General features: G+C 73.2%; 16 protein-coding genes and 2 pseudogenes. 6 read left to right on the top strand and 12 right to left on the bottom strand.

The window, feature by feature from the left end:
- Positions 1-77: 77 nt before the first annotated feature.
- Positions 78-1,658, bottom strand: a complete 1,581-nt coding sequence (locus NQU55_RS11400; protein ID WP_168092665.1) for an AMP-binding protein — start codon at positions 1,656-1,658, stop codon at positions 78-80.
- 216 nt (positions 1,659-1,874) lie between these two features.
- Positions 1,875-2,207, bottom strand: coding sequence for a glyoxalase superfamily protein (locus tag NQU55_RS11395; RefSeq protein ID WP_168092664.1), 333 nt, complete (start codon positions 2,205-2,207; stop codon positions 1,875-1,877).
- 291 nt (positions 2,208-2,498) lie between these two features.
- On the opposite strand from NQU55_RS11395, the gene NQU55_RS11390 reads away from it, so the two are divergent.
- Positions 2,499-3,014, top strand: coding sequence for a hypothetical protein (locus NQU55_RS11390; protein WP_168092663.1), 516 nt, complete (start codon positions 2,499-2,501; stop codon positions 3,012-3,014).
- A gap of 73 nt (positions 3,015-3,087) precedes the next feature.
- Here NQU55_RS11390 and NQU55_RS11385 read toward each other — a convergent pair whose 3' ends face one another.
- From NQU55_RS11385 to NQU55_RS37310, 3 genes and pseudogenes are all read right to left on the bottom strand, one after another.
- The gene (locus tag NQU55_RS11385) at positions 3,088-3,957 is read right to left on the bottom strand and encodes a sulfotransferase family protein (protein ID WP_168092662.1); all 870 of its coding nucleotides are present in this window, start codon (positions 3,955-3,957) and stop codon (positions 3,088-3,090) included.
- Positions 3,958-4,332: 375 nt separating this feature from the next.
- Positions 4,333-4,560: pseudogene (locus tag NQU55_RS37315) on the bottom strand (glycoside hydrolase family 6 protein); the annotation flags it as partial.
- A 234-nt stretch (positions 4,561-4,794) separates the two neighbouring features.
- Positions 4,795-5,625 (bottom strand): annotated as a pseudogene (locus NQU55_RS37310) (glycoside hydrolase family 6 protein); the annotation flags it as partial.
- 126 nt (positions 5,626-5,751) lie between these two features.
- On the opposite strand from NQU55_RS37310, the gene NQU55_RS11375 reads away from it, so the two are divergent.
- Entirely contained in the window at positions 5,752-6,717 is a 966-nt protein-coding gene (locus NQU55_RS11375) for a TIGR03557 family F420-dependent LLM class oxidoreductase (RefSeq protein ID WP_168092660.1), read from the top strand.
- Positions 6,718-6,751: 34 nt separating this feature from the next.
- Here NQU55_RS11375 and NQU55_RS11370 read toward each other — a convergent pair whose 3' ends face one another.
- Complete coding sequence (locus NQU55_RS11370; RefSeq protein ID WP_168092659.1) at positions 6,752-7,813, bottom strand: ATP-dependent DNA ligase; 1,062 nt, start codon at positions 7,811-7,813, stop codon at positions 6,752-6,754.
- Positions 7,814-7,923: 110 nt separating this feature from the next.
- Here NQU55_RS11370 and ligD point away from each other — a divergent pair, with 110 nt between their 5' ends.
- Positions 7,924-8,952, top strand: a complete 1,029-nt coding sequence (ligD, locus tag NQU55_RS11365) for a non-homologous end-joining DNA ligase (RefSeq protein WP_168092658.1) — start codon at positions 7,924-7,926, stop codon at positions 8,950-8,952.
- A gap of 81 nt (positions 8,953-9,033) precedes the next feature.
- Positions 9,034-9,453, top strand: coding sequence for an SH3 domain-containing protein (locus tag NQU55_RS11360; RefSeq protein WP_168092657.1), 420 nt, complete (start codon positions 9,034-9,036; stop codon positions 9,451-9,453).
- 55 nt (positions 9,454-9,508) lie between these two features.
- Here the strand turns inward: NQU55_RS11360 and NQU55_RS11355 are convergent, their stop codons facing one another.
- On the bottom strand, positions 9,509-10,786 hold the full coding sequence (locus tag NQU55_RS11355) for a CapA family protein (RefSeq protein ID WP_168092656.1): 1,278 nt from the start codon (positions 10,784-10,786) through the stop codon (positions 9,509-9,511).
- A 181-nt stretch (positions 10,787-10,967) separates the two neighbouring features.
- On the opposite strand from NQU55_RS11355, the gene NQU55_RS11350 reads away from it, so the two are divergent.
- Positions 10,968-11,168, top strand: a complete 201-nt coding sequence (locus tag NQU55_RS11350; RefSeq protein WP_058043383.1) for a hypothetical protein — start codon at positions 10,968-10,970, stop codon at positions 11,166-11,168.
- Between the two features lie 72 nt (positions 11,169-11,240).
- Here the strand turns inward: NQU55_RS11350 and NQU55_RS11345 are convergent, their stop codons facing one another.
- The 5 genes from NQU55_RS11345 to NQU55_RS11325 all read right to left on the bottom strand — a co-directional run bounded on the left by NQU55_RS11345 (position 11,241) and on the right by NQU55_RS11325 (position 14,877).
- Positions 11,241-11,702, bottom strand: coding sequence for a large conductance mechanosensitive channel protein MscL (locus NQU55_RS11345; protein WP_256790416.1), 462 nt, complete (start codon positions 11,700-11,702; stop codon positions 11,241-11,243).
- A 131-nt stretch (positions 11,703-11,833) separates the two neighbouring features.
- Positions 11,834-12,568, bottom strand: coding sequence for a Mut7-C RNAse domain-containing protein (locus NQU55_RS11340; protein ID WP_168096481.1), 735 nt, complete (start codon positions 12,566-12,568; stop codon positions 11,834-11,836).
- A gap of 129 nt (positions 12,569-12,697) precedes the next feature.
- Positions 12,698-12,961: a hypothetical protein gene (locus tag NQU55_RS11335; RefSeq protein ID WP_168096482.1), complete on the bottom strand. Its 264-nt coding sequence runs from the start codon at positions 12,959-12,961 to the stop codon at positions 12,698-12,700.
- A 228-nt stretch (positions 12,962-13,189) separates the two neighbouring features.
- A complete protein-coding gene (locus NQU55_RS11330; RefSeq protein WP_168096483.1) occupies positions 13,190-14,221 on the bottom strand; it encodes a carbohydrate-binding protein in 1,032 nt (343 codons plus the stop codon).
- Positions 14,222-14,244: 23 nt separating this feature from the next.
- Entirely contained in the window at positions 14,245-14,877 is a 633-nt protein-coding gene (locus tag NQU55_RS11325) for a hypothetical protein (protein WP_168096484.1), read from the bottom strand.
- Between the two features lie 308 nt (positions 14,878-15,185).
- Here NQU55_RS11325 and NQU55_RS11320 point away from each other — a divergent pair.
- The coding region (locus NQU55_RS11320) for an aminotransferase class I/II-fold pyridoxal phosphate-dependent enzyme (RefSeq protein ID WP_256790413.1) at positions 15,186-16,396 on the top strand (1,211 nt) is incomplete at its 3' end.

Below are 16,396 nucleotides of genomic sequence, written 5' to 3'. Positions count from 1 at the left end.
TGTGTGACGACTCTCGGTGTGACGACCGAATGGTTTCGCCGAGGGGCCGGCCGCGGCGCGACGGCCGGCCCTGCGGGTCACATCGAGGCTGCGGCCTCGGCTTCCGTCTCGGCCTCCGCCTCGCGCCGGAGCAGCTTCTTGTCCGGCTTGCCTGCGTCCGTCAGCGGGAGGGCGTCGATGAAGGAGATGCGAGCCGGCTCGTACATGGCGCCGCGCTCGCGGTTCACCATCTCGCGCAGCTCCTTCTCGTCGAGCTCGCTGCCGGGGGCGGCCACCACCGCCGCGTACACGTGCTCCATGCGGTTGGCGTCCGGGACGCCGAAGACGGCGCTCTGCAGGACCTGCGGGTGGGTGTTGAGCAGGTCCTCGAGCTCGGTGGTGTACACGTGGCCGCCGACCACCACGATCATGTCCTTGAGCCGGTCGACGATGGTCAGGTAGCCCTCGTCGTCCAGGAACCCGATGTCGCCGGTGTGCAGCCAGCCGTCGCGCAGGACCTCGGCGGTGAGCTCGGGCTGCTTCCAGTACCCCTGCATGATGTGCTCGGAGCGCACGCAGACCTCGCCGTGCTCACCGGTGGGCAGGTCGCGGCCGGACTCGTCGCGTATCGCGATCTCGACGCCCTTCATGGCCTTGCCCGCGGTGCGCAGCCGGTCCAGGTTGCCGGGGTCGTGGTCCTCGGGGCCGAGGACGCTGATGCCGCCCGCCTCGTTCTGCCCGTAGAACTGCGTCAGCACGGAGCCGAAGCGCCGGACGGCCGAGGCGAGCCGGGCGGGGGAGGACTGGCAGCCGCCGTAGGTGATGTTGCGGAGGCTGGAGGTGTCGGTGTGCTCCACCTCGGGCTGGTCCATGAGCTGGTACAGCAGGGGCGGCAGCAGGAACATGTGGGTGATGCGCTCGCGCTCGATCGCCGCCAGGACCTCCGCGGGGTCGAAGTCGTCGAGCAGGACGACCGTGCCGCCGCTGGTGCGGAGGGTGACGTCGGCCAGCAGGCCGGCGGCGTGGGCGAGCGTCGTGCAGACCAGCTGCCGCATCCCGTCCTCGTCCGTGCCCTCCGGCTCCAGGATCTCGTCGACGTCGTCCTGGAAGCCGGGCAGCCGCTCGAAGGCGGTGCAGATGGCCTTGGGGTGACCCGTGGTGCCGCCGGTGTGGCGGATCATGCAGATGTCCTCGGGGCGGGCGAGTCCGCCGAGCGGTTCGGCGGACTCGCCCGCGGACAGCTCCAGCAGGTCCGCGCCCACCTCGGCCGGGCCCAGCGAGAGGACGGTGCGGACCTCCGTCAGCGCGGCCAGTTCGGCGGCGCGCGACGCGTAGGCGGGGTCGGCTATCAGGGCGCGCGTCTCGACGTCGCGGATGATGTTGGCCTGAACATCGGCCGCCAGCTTGTTGTAGAGGTGGTTGACCGAGCAGCCGATCAGGTTGGCGGCGTAGCGGGCGGCGATCGTCTCGGGCAGGTTGCCGCTGAGCAGGGTGACGGTGTCCCCTCGCTGGACGCCCTGGGCGAGCAGCGCGCGGGCCATGCGGTGGACGAGGTCGCGGAGTTCGCCGGCGGTGACGCGGCGGTCGTGGTGAACGACGGCCGTCCTGGTGGGTTCGGCTCCCAGGACGTCGAGGTTCCGCTCCACATATGTGCGGAACTGCTGCGCCGTGGCGGTCATGGGTGATTCCTCCTGATGCGGCAGTACGATTGCCAGCAGTTGACTTAGGCAACCAGTTGGATGGTAGTACCAGCGATCAACGACTCCAAGTCGGGAAGCGGCGCAGCCGCGCTTCACGCGACCGAAACGTCGATATTCGGTCAACAAAGCGGAGGAGTTCCGGGGCAGGGGCGGCGGGCGGCCGGCCGGGCACCCGCCCGGTCCGTGCCGCGTCCGTCAATGAACGGGAGTTCCCACGCGCAGCCGGTTGCCGTCGGGGTCCTGCAACTCGATCTCGCGCGCCCAGGGGGCGGAAACGGGCGGGACGCCGAACTCGGCGGCGACGGCGTCGACATCACGGACCCGCAGATAAATGAGCGTGCCGGGCCGGGCGTCGCCCTGATGCTCCGACAGGAACAGCCGCACCGGCCCGCGTGCCACCTCGACGAACGCGGGGAGGCCCGGCTCGAAACGGTGTTCCCACTGCTCGGCGAAACCGAGCCGGGCGTACCACGCGACCGCTGTGCTCGCGTTCTCGACATAAAGCACGGGGATGGCTTCTTCGTCCACGGCGCCATCATTCCAGACCGCGCGGATCGCCGAGCGGGCCGAACGGGCCGGGCGCGGGCGGGAACCGGCCGGTCAACTCCCGTCCCGCACACGGCACAGCACCGCCAGGACGGCCGCGCATTTCCCTGAGATCTTGGTTCACCTGCGTGGTGTGATGCCGCTAATGTGGGTGAGCCAAGTTGGTTCCCCCCACGTGTCGGCAGCGATTTCCCGTGTCCGCAACAAAGCGGAATCGCGGATTTCGAAGTGCGGCTATTCCCCTGCCCGTTCCGCTCGTGGAGTCCTCTGGCCATGTCTTCCTCCAAAACCTCCCCGGTTTCCCCGCCCCCGTCTCCCTCGGTCTTTCGCCGTCGCTGGGCCGCCGCCTGCGGAATAGCCCTGGCCGGCGTGCTCACGCTGGCCGGCTGCACCGGGGGTGACGAGGACACGTCGCCGGGCAAGAAGTCCTCGCCCTCCGTCTCCGCCCCGGTGTCCGCGACCCCGTCCCCCTCGCCCTCGGAACTGCCGTCGGAAGCTCCGGCCACCGCGCCCTCCCGCAGCGCGGCGCCCTCGCCGGTCCTGCCGAAGCCGCCGCGCAAGACGGCCACCCCGCCCGCCGCCGGGCACACCGGCGAGGCCGGCCCCGCGGCCCGTACGCCCGCGCCGGGCAACGCCGGTACGACCTGCGAGATCCGCTCCAACGCCGGCAACTGCTACAAGGCGGGCCAGTACTGCCGCTCGTCCGACGTCGGGTCGCGCACGCACGACGCCCAGGGCCGGTCCATCATCTGCGGCAGCGACAGCGGCAAGCCTCGCTGGCACTACTGACGGCCCCGGAGCGCGCAGGCCGCGCACAGCGTGCCTCTGCACCGGTCTCCGCGCGGCGACCGGTGCAGAGGGGCTATCGCGCGTAGGGGATGTTGACCTCGCCGGCCACCTCCTCGAACACCGCCAGGGCGTCCTCCGGCATCTCCTGGTGCCAGCGCAGGTCGAGCACCACGGCGGGCGGATGCCGGGAGTAGTGCTCACGTTTGGCCGCGTCGACGGGGACGACCGCCGGTGTCGCGCCGTTCGCGCGCGAGCCGCGCGAACGGGCGAGGAGGAAATGGGTTCCGCTGTTGCCGCCGAGCGGATGATGCTCGCTGTTCCACGGATCGAGCATCGCGGGCTCGAAGGCGAGACCGAGCGAGGTGGTCAGCCGCCGCAGCGTGCTTTCGGTCCTCGTGGCCAGGTCCTCGTAATGGAGGCGGGACACGGGGCCCGGCCAGCGGGCGGCGAGCTCTTCCGAGGCGCGGATCTGCGCCGCCCACTTGCCGGCGTGCTCGCGCACCGGGATGCGGGGGTACTTGCGCAGCTGCGAATTCACCACGGCCCGTCCGTCCCGGCCCAGGAGCAGGAGATGGGCCGGGACGACGTCCCGCACCGCTGCCGCCTGCATCTCGATCCAGCGGACGGCCTTGGTCGATTCCACGACGACGGGGCGCCCGGACCGCACGGACAGGGTCTCGTACAGGTCCGGCGAGCCCGCCGCCCCCAGGCCGTCGCTGCCCGGGCGCAGGCCGGCCCACACGGGGCAACCGGCGCCGCAATAGATACACCGGACCGTCTCCCCGTTGTCCTTCACGGCACCCAGGCGCGTGCTGTTCCACGCCTCGCCCGCGTAGAAGACCGACGTGTGCGTGCCCAGTAGCAGCCCGAGGAGCGTAGTGCCGGAGTGCCCTGCGCCGGCGATGAACGCCACCGTTCGGTTGACCCGTCCGTCAGGGTTCATCGCAGCCCTCCGCGTCAGCCCCGCACCCGCCCGGTCAGTCGTTCACCCATGATGCCCCGGCTCTGCCGGGCCCGGGCCGGGAAGGTGCGGAACCCGCTTGTCGCCGGGCGGATCCGTGGGCGGCCCGGCGGGCGGCGCCGCCGGAGCGGTGGGAGCGGGCCCCTGGGCCGATCCGGCCTTCGGCGCCGTGGCGGGTGCGGGGACCGGGGCGGGCACGGGTGCCGGCGCGGGCCCGGGAGCGGACGCGGGGGCGGAAGCGGCGGGCGCCTGCGCGCCGTCGGCCGGTGCGCCGCCCGGTGGATCGGCGGGAAGCACGGACGGCAGGAGGGGGACTTCCGGTTGCCCGGCCTCCAGGGAGGGCGGCATGAGGTGCGACGGCGTGGCGCGGGCGAGGTCGAGCGCGTACTCGGCCCACCAGCGGCCCGCCGGCGGCGCGCCGCGGCAGGCGCCGTCGGACTCCCCGGGCCGCTTGATCCACAGGAAGGCGTCGATGCGCGGGTTCCCCGTGGCGGTGCTGGGCGGGGCGCCGAGCGCCCGCCCGGGCGGGTTGCACCAGGACTCGGGCTCGTGTTCCTCCTCCCCGTCCTCCGGTTCCGCTCCGTCCCCGGGTTCCCGCGTGCCCACGGCCCTCCTGGCCTCGGCGGCCGACGGCACGGGCTGCCGCTGCCCCTTGTCCTCCTCCTTGCCGCCCTCCTTCTTCTCCTCCGGCTTCTTCTCCTTCTCCTTTTCTTTCTCCTTCTTGTGGTCGTCCTTCTTCTTCCCGCCCTCCGGCGGCGCCGGCAGCGGGCCGTTGCCGTTGCGGCTCGTGTCGATGACGTAATGGGCACCGCCGAGCAGGGCGGAGAGGTGGTCGCCGTAAGCGCGGGTGACGGGCGTCGTGTGGAAGTTGGAGACGTTCAGCGCGAACCCGTCGGCCTCCGCGATCCCCGCCTCGGTGAGCGCCGTCACCATCATGTTGTGGTCCCGGATCCAGCCCGGGTTTCCCGCGTCGATGTAGACGGAGACGCCGGGCTTGGACTTGAAGGTCCGCACGGCCTGCGCGATGAGCGCCAGGCGCTGCTTGGCGGCCGCCGCGGGGACGCAGCCCGACGCCCACTGGGCGAGCGCGTCCGGTTCGAGGACGATCCAGGCCCGGCGCGAGCCGATCCCGGCCGCGGCCCGCGCGGCCCAGGAGCGGTAGTGGGTGGCGTCGGGAGCACCGCCCGACGAGTACTGACCGCAGTCGCGCTGGGGGATGTTGTAGGCGACCAGCACGGGAATGACCCCGCTGCGCTCGGCCTGCCGGGTGACGCTCTCGGCCTGTGCCTTCGGATCGTCACCGGTCAGCCAGACCGCCACGGGCTCCTTCGCGATGCGCTGCAGGACGACGGCGTCGTCCTCGCGCCCCTGCTCCTGCCAGACCCGCACCTGACGGGCCGCCGGCCCCCGCGGCTCCACCCAGAACGGGGACGTGGCATCGAGGTTGTCGTCGTCCTCCGTCAGCGCCTCGCAGGCCGTACCGGCCAGTGACAGCGCCCCTGCGCACACCAGGACGACCGCGCCGCAGCGCAGGGCCCGGCTCCTCGTCTTCTTCTTCGTTCCCGCCGGTCTCGTCGCTCTTGTGGTTCTCGTCGTCGACGCCCGGGCCTTGCGGGGCCGGGCCGTGTGTCGCCGGGACTTATGTGCCATAGATCCCCCAATATTTCATATCGGCCTATCTGTCCATTCCAGACAGAGTGACAGGTGCCGACCCGTCAGACACGTCGGATTACGCCGAACGGGATCCGAAAAAGGGGAAATCGGAGGAGAAGTGCGGTGGTACGCATCGGATACACGATGATGACCGAGCAGGCGGGCCCTCGTGAGCTGGTCGCGCACGTGGTGGGCGCGGAGGAGGCGGGATTCGACTTCTCCGTCACGTCCGACCACTACTTCCCCTGGCTCGCGTCCCAGGGCCATGCGCCCAACGCGTGGGCCGTCCTGGGGGCCGCGGCGCAGGCGACGTCGCGGATCCCGCTCATGACGTTCGTGACCTGTCCCACCACGCGCTACCACCCCGTGGTCGTCGCCCAGCAGGCGGCCACGGTGCAACTGCTCTCGCAGGGGCGCTTCCGCCTGGGGCTCGGGTCGGGCGAGAACCTCAACGAGCATGTGGTCGGACGCGGCTGGCCGGGCGTCAGCGTCCGGCTCGAGATGCTCGAAGAGGCGGTCTTCCTCATCCGGGCGCTCCTGGACGGGGAGCTCGTCACCCACCACGGCACCCACTACGACGTCGAACACGCCAGGCTGTGGGACGTTCCCGAGCCGCCTCCGCCCATCGGCATCGCCGTGTCGGGGGAGCACTCCTGCCGCCTGGCGGGCCAACTGGCCGACATGGTCATCGCGACCGAGCCCCGCAGGGAGCTGCTGGAGGAGTTCGACCGCCACGGGGGCGCGGGCAAGCCCCGCATCGGACAGCTGCCCGTCTGCTACGACACCGACCACGACGCGGCGGTCGAACGGGCCCACGAACAGTTCCGCTGGTTCGGGCTCGGCTGGCCGGTCAACTCCGAGCTGCCGCACGACGCGGCCTTCGCCTCCGCGTCCGCTTTCGTCACCAAGGACGACGTCGCGAAGGCGATCCCCTGCGGATCCGATACGGACCGCTTCGTCGAGGCGGTGCGGGCCTACACGGAGGCGGGGTTCACCGAGGTCGCCCTCGTCCAGATCGGCGGCGACCAGCAGGCCCCGTACCTGGACTGGGCCGGGAGGGAGCTGCTCCCCGCCCTGCGCACGCTCTGAGCGGGGACGCCGCGGGCGGCGCCCGCCGCGGACCTCACAGCCGGAGGATGTCGGCCAGCTTGTAGGCCGCGGGTTCCTCCAGCTGGGCGTACGTGCACTGGTGCGGCTCGCGGTCGGGGCGCCACCGGCGGAACTGCGTGGTGTGCCGGAAGCGGTCGCCCTGGAGGTGGTCGTAGGCGACCTCGCAGACCCGTTCGGGGCGCAGGGGCACCCAGGACAGGTCCTTGGCGCCGGTCCACCGGCTGGGCCCGCCGGGCATCCGGCCGGTGGCCTGCGCCTCCTCGGTGGCCCACTCCTGCCACGGGTGCCCCTCCGCCGTGTCCATCCGCAGGGGTTCGAGCTCCTCCATCAGCTCCTGCCGGCGGCGCATGGGGAAGGAGGCGCAGACCCCGACGTGCTGCAGCCGCCCGGCCGGGTCGTAGAGGCCGAGCAGCAGGGAGCCCACCACGGGCCCGCTCTTGTGATGGCGCAGCCCGGCGACGACGCAGTCGGCGGTCCGCTCGTGCTTGATCTTGGCCATGGCCCGCTCGCCGGGCCGGTACGGGGAGGCGGGCGGCTTCGCGACGACCCCGTCGAGCCCGGCGCCCTCGAACTGCTCGAACCACGCGTGGGCCGTCTCGAGGTCGTAGGTGGCGGGTGCGATGTAGACCGGGGCCCGTACCCCCTGCAGCGCCGAGGTCAGCGCGTCCCGCCGGTCCCGCTGCGGGGTCGTCAGCAGGGAATCCTCGCCGAGGGCGAGCAGGTCGAAGGCGATGAAGCTCGCCGGGGTGACCTCGGCCAGATGGCGGACGCGGGAGTCGGCCGGGTGGATGCGTTCGAGCAGGGCGTCGAAGTCGAGCCGCCCGCCGCGGCTGACGACGATCTCCCCGTCGAGCACGCAGCGGGGCGGGAACTGCTCGCGGAAGACCTCGACGAGCTCCGGGAAGTAGCGGGTGAGGGGTTTGCTGGAGCGGCTGCCCAGCTCGACGTCGTCGCCGTCGCGGAAGACGATGGCCCGGAAGCCGTCCCACTTCGCCTCGTACAGCATGCCGGGCGGGATCTTCGCCACGGACTTGGCGAGCATCGGCTGCAGCGGGGGCATCACGGGGAGATCCATGACCGCGATTGTGCGGGCCCCGGGCCCCGGCCGCCTCCTCGCGCGCGCCCCGCGCTCCCGGCACCGCCGCCCGCAGGCGCCGTGCGGCGCGGGCCTCTAGCGTGAGGGGTATGGCAGAGGAGGCGCTGGAGCTCACCGCCGGGGAGCGGACGGTACGGCTGTCGCACCCGGACAAGGTCTACTTTCCCGAGCGCGGCTTCACCAAGTACGACCTGGCGCGCTACTACCTCGCCGTCGCCGACGGCATCGTCCGGGCGCTCAAGGACCGCCCGACCACGATGGAGCGCTACCCGGACGGGGTCGAGGGGGAGTCCTTCTTCCAGAAGCGGGCGCCGAAGAACCTGCCCGAGTGGATCCCGACCGGCCGGATCGCCTTCCCCAGCGGCCGCTACGCCGACGAGATCTGCCCCAACGAGGCCGCGGCCGTGCTGTGGGCCGCGAACCTGGGCTGCCTGACCTTCCACCCCTGGCCCGTGCGCCGGACGGACACCGAGCACCCCGACGAGCTGCGCATCGACCTCGACCCGCAGCCGGGCACCGGCTACGCGGACGCCGTCCGTGCCGCCCTGGAACTCCGGGAGGTCCTCGGCGGCCTGGGCCTGACCGGCTGGCCCAAGACCTCCGGCGGGCGCGGGCTGCACGTGTTCGTGCCCATCGCGCCGCGGTGGACGTTCGTCCAGGTGCGCAGGGCGGCCATCGCCGTCGCGCGCGAGCTGGAGCGGCGGTCGCCGCAGGAGGTCACCACGGCGTGGTGGAAGGAGGAGCGCGGGGCCAAGGTCTTCGTCGACTACAACCAGACCGCCCGCGACCGCACCATCGCCAGCGCCTACTCGGTGCGGCCCCGCCCGCACGCTCCGGTCTCCGCACCGCTGACGTGGGACGAGGTGGCCGGCGACGCGGTGCCCGAGGACTTCGACCTGGCCACCATGCCGGCCCGGTTCGAGGCGTTGGGCGATCTGCACGCGGGTATGGAGGACCGGCCGTGCGGGCTGGAGGCGGCCCTGGAACTGGCCGACCGGGACGAGCGCGAGCACGGCCTGGGCGACCTGCCCTACCCGCCGGAGCACCCGAAGATGAAGGGCGAGCCCAAGCGCGTCCAGCCGAGCAGGGCCCGCAAGGAGTCACCCCCGTCCGACTGATAGTGGTTTACCCGGGTTTAATCGGGATTGCGGCGTGGTACGTCGGCATTGCTTCATCAACCCCTCACACAGGGAGCCCCCATGCCCAGGACCCTCGCAGCCCGCAGCAAGAAGATCTCGACGGACGCCATCGTGGTGGCCGCCCTCGCCGGCTCGCTGCTGGTCGCCGGATCCGCCCAGGCGGCCTCGGGCCCCGGCGTCCCGCCGGTGCCGCAGCGCCCCGCCGGCACCATCACCAGCCCCACGGGCGTCAACGAGCGGATGTACCCCAGCACGGACTCGGCCGTACGGGGAACCTTCGGCCGCGGCGCCAAGATCGGGCTGCGCTGCAAGGTCCACGCCCAGAGCGTCGGCGGGAACGACGTCTGGTACATGCTGCGCACCCGGCCCACCTGGGTCGCGGCGGCCTACGTCGGCAACGTCAGCGCCGTCCCGCTGTGCAAGGAGGTCAACCGCGGCACCCTGGAGGACTCTCCCGCCACCCGGGCCGCGATGGGCTGAGCCGCCGTCACGATCCGCGGCCCCCGCACGAACCGCCCGCACCGGGCCGGCCCCGTCAGCGGGCGGGCGTCAGGCCGTCCCCGGCCGCACCCCGGGACAGCACGACCTCGGTGATCTCCTGCCGCGCCCGCTCCAGGTCGGCCCGCCCGCCCGGCCGGGCGCGCAGTGAGGGAGGGAGCTCCAGGACGCGCCACGGCGGGCCGTGGTCCGTGATCTGCGGGAGGAACTCGGCCTTGACGACCCGCCAGCGCGAGCCCTCCCGGGCGGGCGGGGCGAACGTGAAGCGGGCGATGGTGCTCTCGTTGCCCCGCCGGTCCGGTTCGCCCTGCGGGTTGATCATCCTCCCGGCGAGCTGATCGCCCATCCCGTAGACGACCCACGTGCCGTTGACCTTCTCGTAGGCCTGCGGCACGTGGTTGTGCGTGCCGAGGATCAGGTCGACGGCCGGCCGCCGCGTTCCGCCCGCCCGCGTCAGCTGCCGGGCCAGGGACAGCTGTTCCCCGTCCGGTTCGCTCTGCCACTCGGTGCCCCAGTGCATGCTCACCACGACGACGTCCGCCCCCGCCGCCCGGGCGGCCCGCGCGTCGGACAGGATCCGCGCCGGGTCGGTCAGGTTGACCATCCACGGGCGGCCCTCCGGAACGGGAGCGTTGGTCGCGTAGGTGTAGGAGAGGTGAGCCACCCGGGCGGGCCCCGCCCGCAGGAGCGTGACCTGCCGCGCCTCGGCCTCCGAGCGCGCCGATCCCGCGTGCCGCAGCCCCGCCTCGTCCATGGCCGCGAGCGTACGGGCGACCCCCGCGCTCCCCGCGTCCGTCGTGTGGTTGGACGCCGTCGAGCACGCGTCGTACCCGGTCTCCTTGAGGGCCCGCGCGACCTGCGGCGGCGAGACGAAGGACGGATAGCCGCGGAACGGCCCTTCCCTCCTGCCGTAGACCGTCTCCATGTGACAGATCGCCAGGTCCGCCGCGGACACCGTCCCTTTGACCCCGGCGAACATGGGACCGAAGTCGGGCTCCTTGCGGGCGCCTTTACCCCTGCCGCCCGGGCGTCCGGACCGGGCACCGTCCTGCTGCGCCTGCCGGATGATCTCGTCGTGCGGCAGGACGTCGCCGGAGGCCACCAGGGTGAATCCGGTGCGGGCCGGCCCGGGCGGCGCCGTTCGCACCCCGGTGCCCGGGCGGGTGTGCGTCCCGCCCTCCTCCGTCGCCCGCTCCCGGACCGGATCGGCCGGGTGGCCCGGCCCCGGGCACCCCGTCACCCCCGCGAGTGCGGCGACTACGCCTGCCGTGACCGCACAACGCCTGCTTGCGGCCCTCTTCGTCGTATCTTTCATCGCCCAGCAGCTCCCGGTGCGCCCGCGCGGCCTCACAATGCCCTATAGGACGTATATAGGGGAGTGGTATCGCGCGAGAGGTCGGTTACTCCGGGTGGCTGATGGCGACGGATTGTGCTGCCGCTGCGGGAGGCGGGCGGAATAATGGTGGAGTCTTGTTTCCCGGCCGAATGCTGTCGTGATGCTGTGTAAGGACTGTCTGAATCCGGTCATCGAGGGCCCCGAGGGCGGTTACGTCTGCGGCCAGTGCTTCCACGTCGTGGAGCCCAACGGCTACGCGGAGCGACGGGCCGAGGGGGTGCGGCGGGCCGCCGAGGAGCGCCGCATCCGGACGGAGGAGCGGCGCGCCCGCGCCGAGGCCCGCAACCGCACCTGGCCCTGACCCCGGCGGGCGGGGCCGGTCGCCGCCGGCCGCGGGCCCGCACGGCGCAGGCCCCCGGCTCGCCCTGTGCCCTCAGCGCGCCCCGGCCGCGGGCCGCCCGCCCGGCGCGGCCGGCGGAGGCTGTTCGCTGCCGCAGTAGCGGCACTTGAGCGCCGCCGCGGGGAGGTCCTCCGACAGGCAGGCCGGGCAGGTCCTGAGCGGGCCCGGCTCCGCGAAGACCACGACCCCGCGCCGCGCCTGCACGTGCTTGTACGGGACGACGATGAAGAAGTACACCACGGCCATGAAGACGAGGAAGTAGACGGCCGCGGAGAGGAACGAGCCGAGGTCCAGGTAGGTGTTCTTGTTGCCCGCCCGGCCGAGCTGCCAGCCCAGCCCCATCGAATGCCCGCCCTGGGCCCGGGCGATGATCGGGTTGATGATGAAGTCGGTGAACGCCTTGATGAGCGTGCTGAGGGCCAGTGCGATGATCAGGCCCACGGCGACGGTGACGATGTCGCCGCGCATGACGAAGTTCTTGAATCCTTTGAGCATGACCGTCCTCCGGACGCGACGGCTCCCGTGCGCGACCGGCTCCCGGAGTCGGAACCGGCTTGCGGAATCCGGACAGCACGCTACATTCCGTCACGCCGCCCTCAGCGGTACGGCACGCCCCGGCGGGCGGCTCACACCGCCCGTCCGCCGAATTCCCGCACGGCGTCCTCGACGATGGCCTCCAGCCGCTCGTGGTGCGCCCCGCGCCAGTACACGCGCTCGCAGGCCGTGCACTGCGCGAAGACGTCGTACGTGCGCCGCGTCCCGTGCTCCAGCCGCTCCGCCACCATGTCCTTCTCGGCGTCCGCGAGCCGCCCGTTGCAGGCGGTGCACCGCGTCCACGGCGCCAGCACCGGCATGAAGCGGCCCAGGACGTCGCGCAGTTGCTCGTCGGGCCGGTCGCTGTAGACGTAGGCGCCGGCCCATATCTCGCGCCGCCGCAGCAGCCCGCGGTCACGGCTGAGCAGCACCCGGCGTTCCGCCGCGGAGAGCGCCGCGAGGGCGGGGTCGCCGATGTCCTCGCTCTCGTAGGCCGCGTCCACGCCCAGAAGGCGCAACCGGCGCGCGAGCGTCCCGAGGTGCACGTCGAGGAGGAAGCGCAGCGGCGCGCCGGGCACCTGCTGCGGGCGCTCGACCGCGCACACCTCCACCGATTCCCCCGCCGAGGGGACGTGGGCCGCGGGCGCGGGCCGTCCGTCGACGAGCAGCCGGCCGGCCTCGGTGAGCGGGACGCCCAGGGACTCGACGACGTGGCCCAGCGACGACGACGCGTCGATCGCTACGGGCGCGCGCTTGCGCCGCAGCTCGGAATTGACGAAGAGCTGCAGCTCAGGGGCGACGGTGACATGGATTTCCGGTCTGCTCACGCCGTCAGCATGCCACCTGCGGGGGGCGCTGCCGGGCGCCGGGTGCCGGGACGGGGCCGGGGGCCGTCCTGCCGGCCCGGGCCCGGCCCCCTGGCAGGGGCCGGAGCCGGGAGGCGCCTCGACGGGACGTCAGGAGGCGCTGGGCAGGGCCGGCACTTGATGGGTCGGGCAGGTGTAGCCGTTGCCGTGGAGGTAGCTCCAGCCGAGCTCCTTGATGTGGGGCGTGGCCGTGTGCGTGTGGTGCAGGAGGTGTCCCCACAGGTCGTCGTCGCGCGAGGGACCGGGGTCGGGGATGACGAGGTCGAAGGTGGTGTGGGTGGTGCAGCCGTGGTGGTCGCACGCCAGGTAGAAGCGGACGGGTCCGGGAGTTTTGCCTGCAGTGGTGAGGCTCATGAGGGCAACTCTCGGGGGATCCACCGGGCGGAGGAGGCCGGATCCGGGGATCTCTCCCCCGCTCCGGTGACGCAGCGTGTGACGGCGGCCGGGGCCGGGTAGTCCTCTTCCCCTGGCGCACCTTCGGTTTTCGCCGCCGCCCGCTCATGAGTTCTGGTGGGTTGATCACTGTGCGTAGGCGTCCGGGTCGTCCGGCGGTCCCGGCGGCGTGTTCCCCGCCGCGTGCGGCTACTGACGGACCGTCCAGTGGTCGTTGGCCCCGGCCTGGAGGAACTTCAGCGGCGGGCAGAGGAAGTCACGGCCCCGAGGGCCGGCCTCGGTCCACGGCGCGTCGGCCGGCCGGGCGGGCCTCCACGCCCCGCGGCTGCGCAGCGCGACGGAGCTGGAGTCGAAGACGGTGTTCCGCGCCTCGCCGCAGTAGTAGCCGGTGCCGGTCGCGGGGTTGACGCTCGCGTAGATCTCGAACATGTCCCAGCCGTGCGAGAGCCCGCTCCGGTCCCGCCCCGCGTTCCGGAAGAGCAGGTCCCAGCCGGCCGTGCGGTGGTTGTAGAGGTACGCGGACCACCGGTTGGACGGCGCGTGGTCCTGGACCATCTGCACGCTGTAGGCGGGCCGCCCGGTCGCGCCGTTCGTGTACGTGGCGAGGAACGAGGCGTCGACGGGCACGGTCCTCGCGGGTCCTCCCGGGTCGGAGCACCAGTCCCAGGCCCAGATCTCGTTGCCGCCGCTCCAGTAGGCCGTGACCACCTCCATGCACGAGTTCTGTGCCTTGGTGGTGGGGGAGTAGGTGAAGTTCTCGCCGTCCGAGACCCGGTAGGAGGCGTCGACGCTGTGAGTGGCCATGATGCCGTCGTGGGTGCCGGGCTGCGGGAAGACGCCCCACCAGTTGTGCGTCAGGCCGGTCTCGGGGGTCGCGGTCCCGCCGCCGGTCGTGCGCGCGTGGTTGCTCAGCGAGCCGGCCGTGGTGGCGGCCCGGCGGCCCTCCACGAAGATGCGGGCGGCCCGTTCGCGGGCGGCGGAGCGGTCGGAGGTGCGCGCGCCGGTGACCGTGCCCCGGTGCGGGGCGCCGGGGGAGGGGGCGGGCGCCGATGCGGCGCGTGCCGCGGGCTCCGCGGGCCGGGGGCGGGAGGCCGCGGGCGCCGTGCCTCCGAGGGCGGCCACCGCCGCCAGGGCGGACAGCAGGGCCGCGGCGGTACGGGCGCGGGGCCGGCGGGAACGGGGTCTGCCCGGAGGGCGGTGCGGGTCCCTCGGGGCCCGCACCGCTCCGCCGGTTCCGCAGGCGCTCAGCTCAGGATGCCCAGCAGCACCCCGCCGACCAGGCCCGTCAACCCGCCGACGACACCGCCGACCGTGCTCACCAGGCCGCCCAGCAGCCACGTGACCACCGACAGCAGCCCCGGGGAGTCGTGGTCGTCGTACCGGTCGCCCTTGTGCCCGCCCTTGTGCCCCGGGCTGCGGGCCAGGTCGGAGACGTCGACGCCGTCCTTGGCCAGGTACGCGGTGGCCGCGGCGGCGGCCGTCGTGGCCGTGGCCATCTTCTGCAGGTCCGGCCGGGCGGCCTTCGCCTGCCCGGCCAGCGCCGCCCGGGCGCGCCGCAGTTCTTTCAGGTGCCCCTTCAGCTTCGCGCAGTTCTCGCCCTGCTCCGCGTCCCCGTCCGCGTCCGCCGCGGAGCACTTCGCGACGGCCTCCACGGCCCGCCGGCCGATCACGTTGCGGTCGATGGCCCGGGCGCCGCGGGCGGCCGCTTCGCGGGCCGCCCGGGGATTCGCGGCCGACGGGTCGGTCAGGACGGGCGCGGTGGGCGGCATCGGGGGCGGGAATCCGGCCGATGCGACGGCGGGGCCGGTCGCGCCCAGAGCCAGCGCACCACAGAGAACACCGGAGACCATGAGGGCGGTTCTGCGGGAAGCACCCATGAACGAACTCCTTCGGGCAGGGCGGGTGATCTTTACGCTCACCTTGCGCCCGGCCCCACCACCCCGCAACCCGGCGTGGGCCCGGCGGTGACCGGCGTACACCACCCGGGTCGAGGGGCGGGCGATCGTATAGAGGGACGAGCGGAAAATCCAATGAGGACCACGCGTGAGTGAAAGCGGCCCCGACGTCCTGGCTCCGCGCGTCCCCGCACGGCAGGCTGCAGGCGCACCACCCCCGCTCCTCCCGTGCCCCACCCCGTGCACGGCCCCCAGCTCCCTCCCGCCGACGGAATGAGCCCCACGCCCCCATGCCCGACAGCAACCGACCCGCCGACCTCTTCGACAAGCCCCTGAACTCCCCCTTCCTGCAAGCCGTTCACGCCACGCCGGTCCGCCCCTACTACCGCCCCCTCCACGCCCGCGACGGCGAGGCCGTCATGGACGGACGGCAGGTCGTGATGGCCGGCTGCAACGACTACCTCGGCCTGGCCACCGACCCCAGGGTCACCGCCGCCGCCGGCGCCGCCCTCCGCACCTACGGAGCCTCCTGCTCGGGCGCCCGCACGCTCAACGGCACCCTCCCGCTGCACGGTGAACTGGAGGCCGCCGTCGCCGACTTCCTCGGCACCGAGGACGCCGCCGTGGTCACCACCGGCTTCCAGGCCAACCTCGCCCTCGCGGCCCTCTTCGGCACCGGCGACCTCGTCCTCAGCGACACCGCCAACCACGCCTCGCTGATCGACGGCATCCGGCTGGGCGCGGCCCACCGCCTCCGCTACCGCCACCGCGACCCCGCGCACCTGGACCGGCTGCTCGCCGACGCCGACCCCGCCGCCGCCAAGGCCGTCGTCACCGACGGCATGTTCTCCATGGACGGCGCCCTCGCCCCGCTGCCCGCCCTGACGGCCGCGGCCCGCCGGCACGGCGCCCGCACCATCGTCGACGGCGCCCACGACATCGGACTGCTGGGGCCCTCCGGACGCGGCGCCGCCGAGCACCTCGGCGTCCACGACCGGGTCGACCTCTTCACCGGCACCTTCTCCAAGTGCTTCGGCTCCACCGGGGGGTTCCTCGCCGGCCCCGCCCGCGTCATCACCTACCTGCGCTACGCGGCCCGGGCCGTCCTCTTCTCCGCCTCCATGCCCCCGCCCGCCCTGGCGGCCGCCGGGAGCGCCCTGGAGATCAGCATCGCCGAGCCCTGGCGGCGCCACCGCGTCCTGGCCCTCGCCGCCCGCCTCCGCGAACGACTCGCAGGCCTCGGCTACGACACGGGCCCGGCGACGGCGACCCAAGAGTCCACCGCGGACCCCGCCGGACCGGTCATCGCCGTACGGGCCGGGGAGCCCGCCGCGTGCGTCGGGCTGTGGCAGCGCCTGCTCGACGCAGGCGTCTACACCAACCCCGTCGGCCCCCCGGCCGTACCCGAAGGGTGCTGCATCATCCGCGTCACCCTCCAGGCGACCCACACCGACGCCCACGTCGACCGCATCACCGACGCCTTCGCGGCCGCCCGGCGCCT

It is taken from the genome of Streptomyces telluris, from assembly GCF_024519335.1.
Classification (GTDB): domain Bacteria; phylum Actinomycetota; class Actinomycetes; order Streptomycetales; family Streptomycetaceae; genus Streptomyces; species Streptomyces telluris.
The sequence above is the reverse complement of the archived record's forward strand: the minus strand, read 5'-3'. Positions and strand labels throughout refer to the sequence as shown.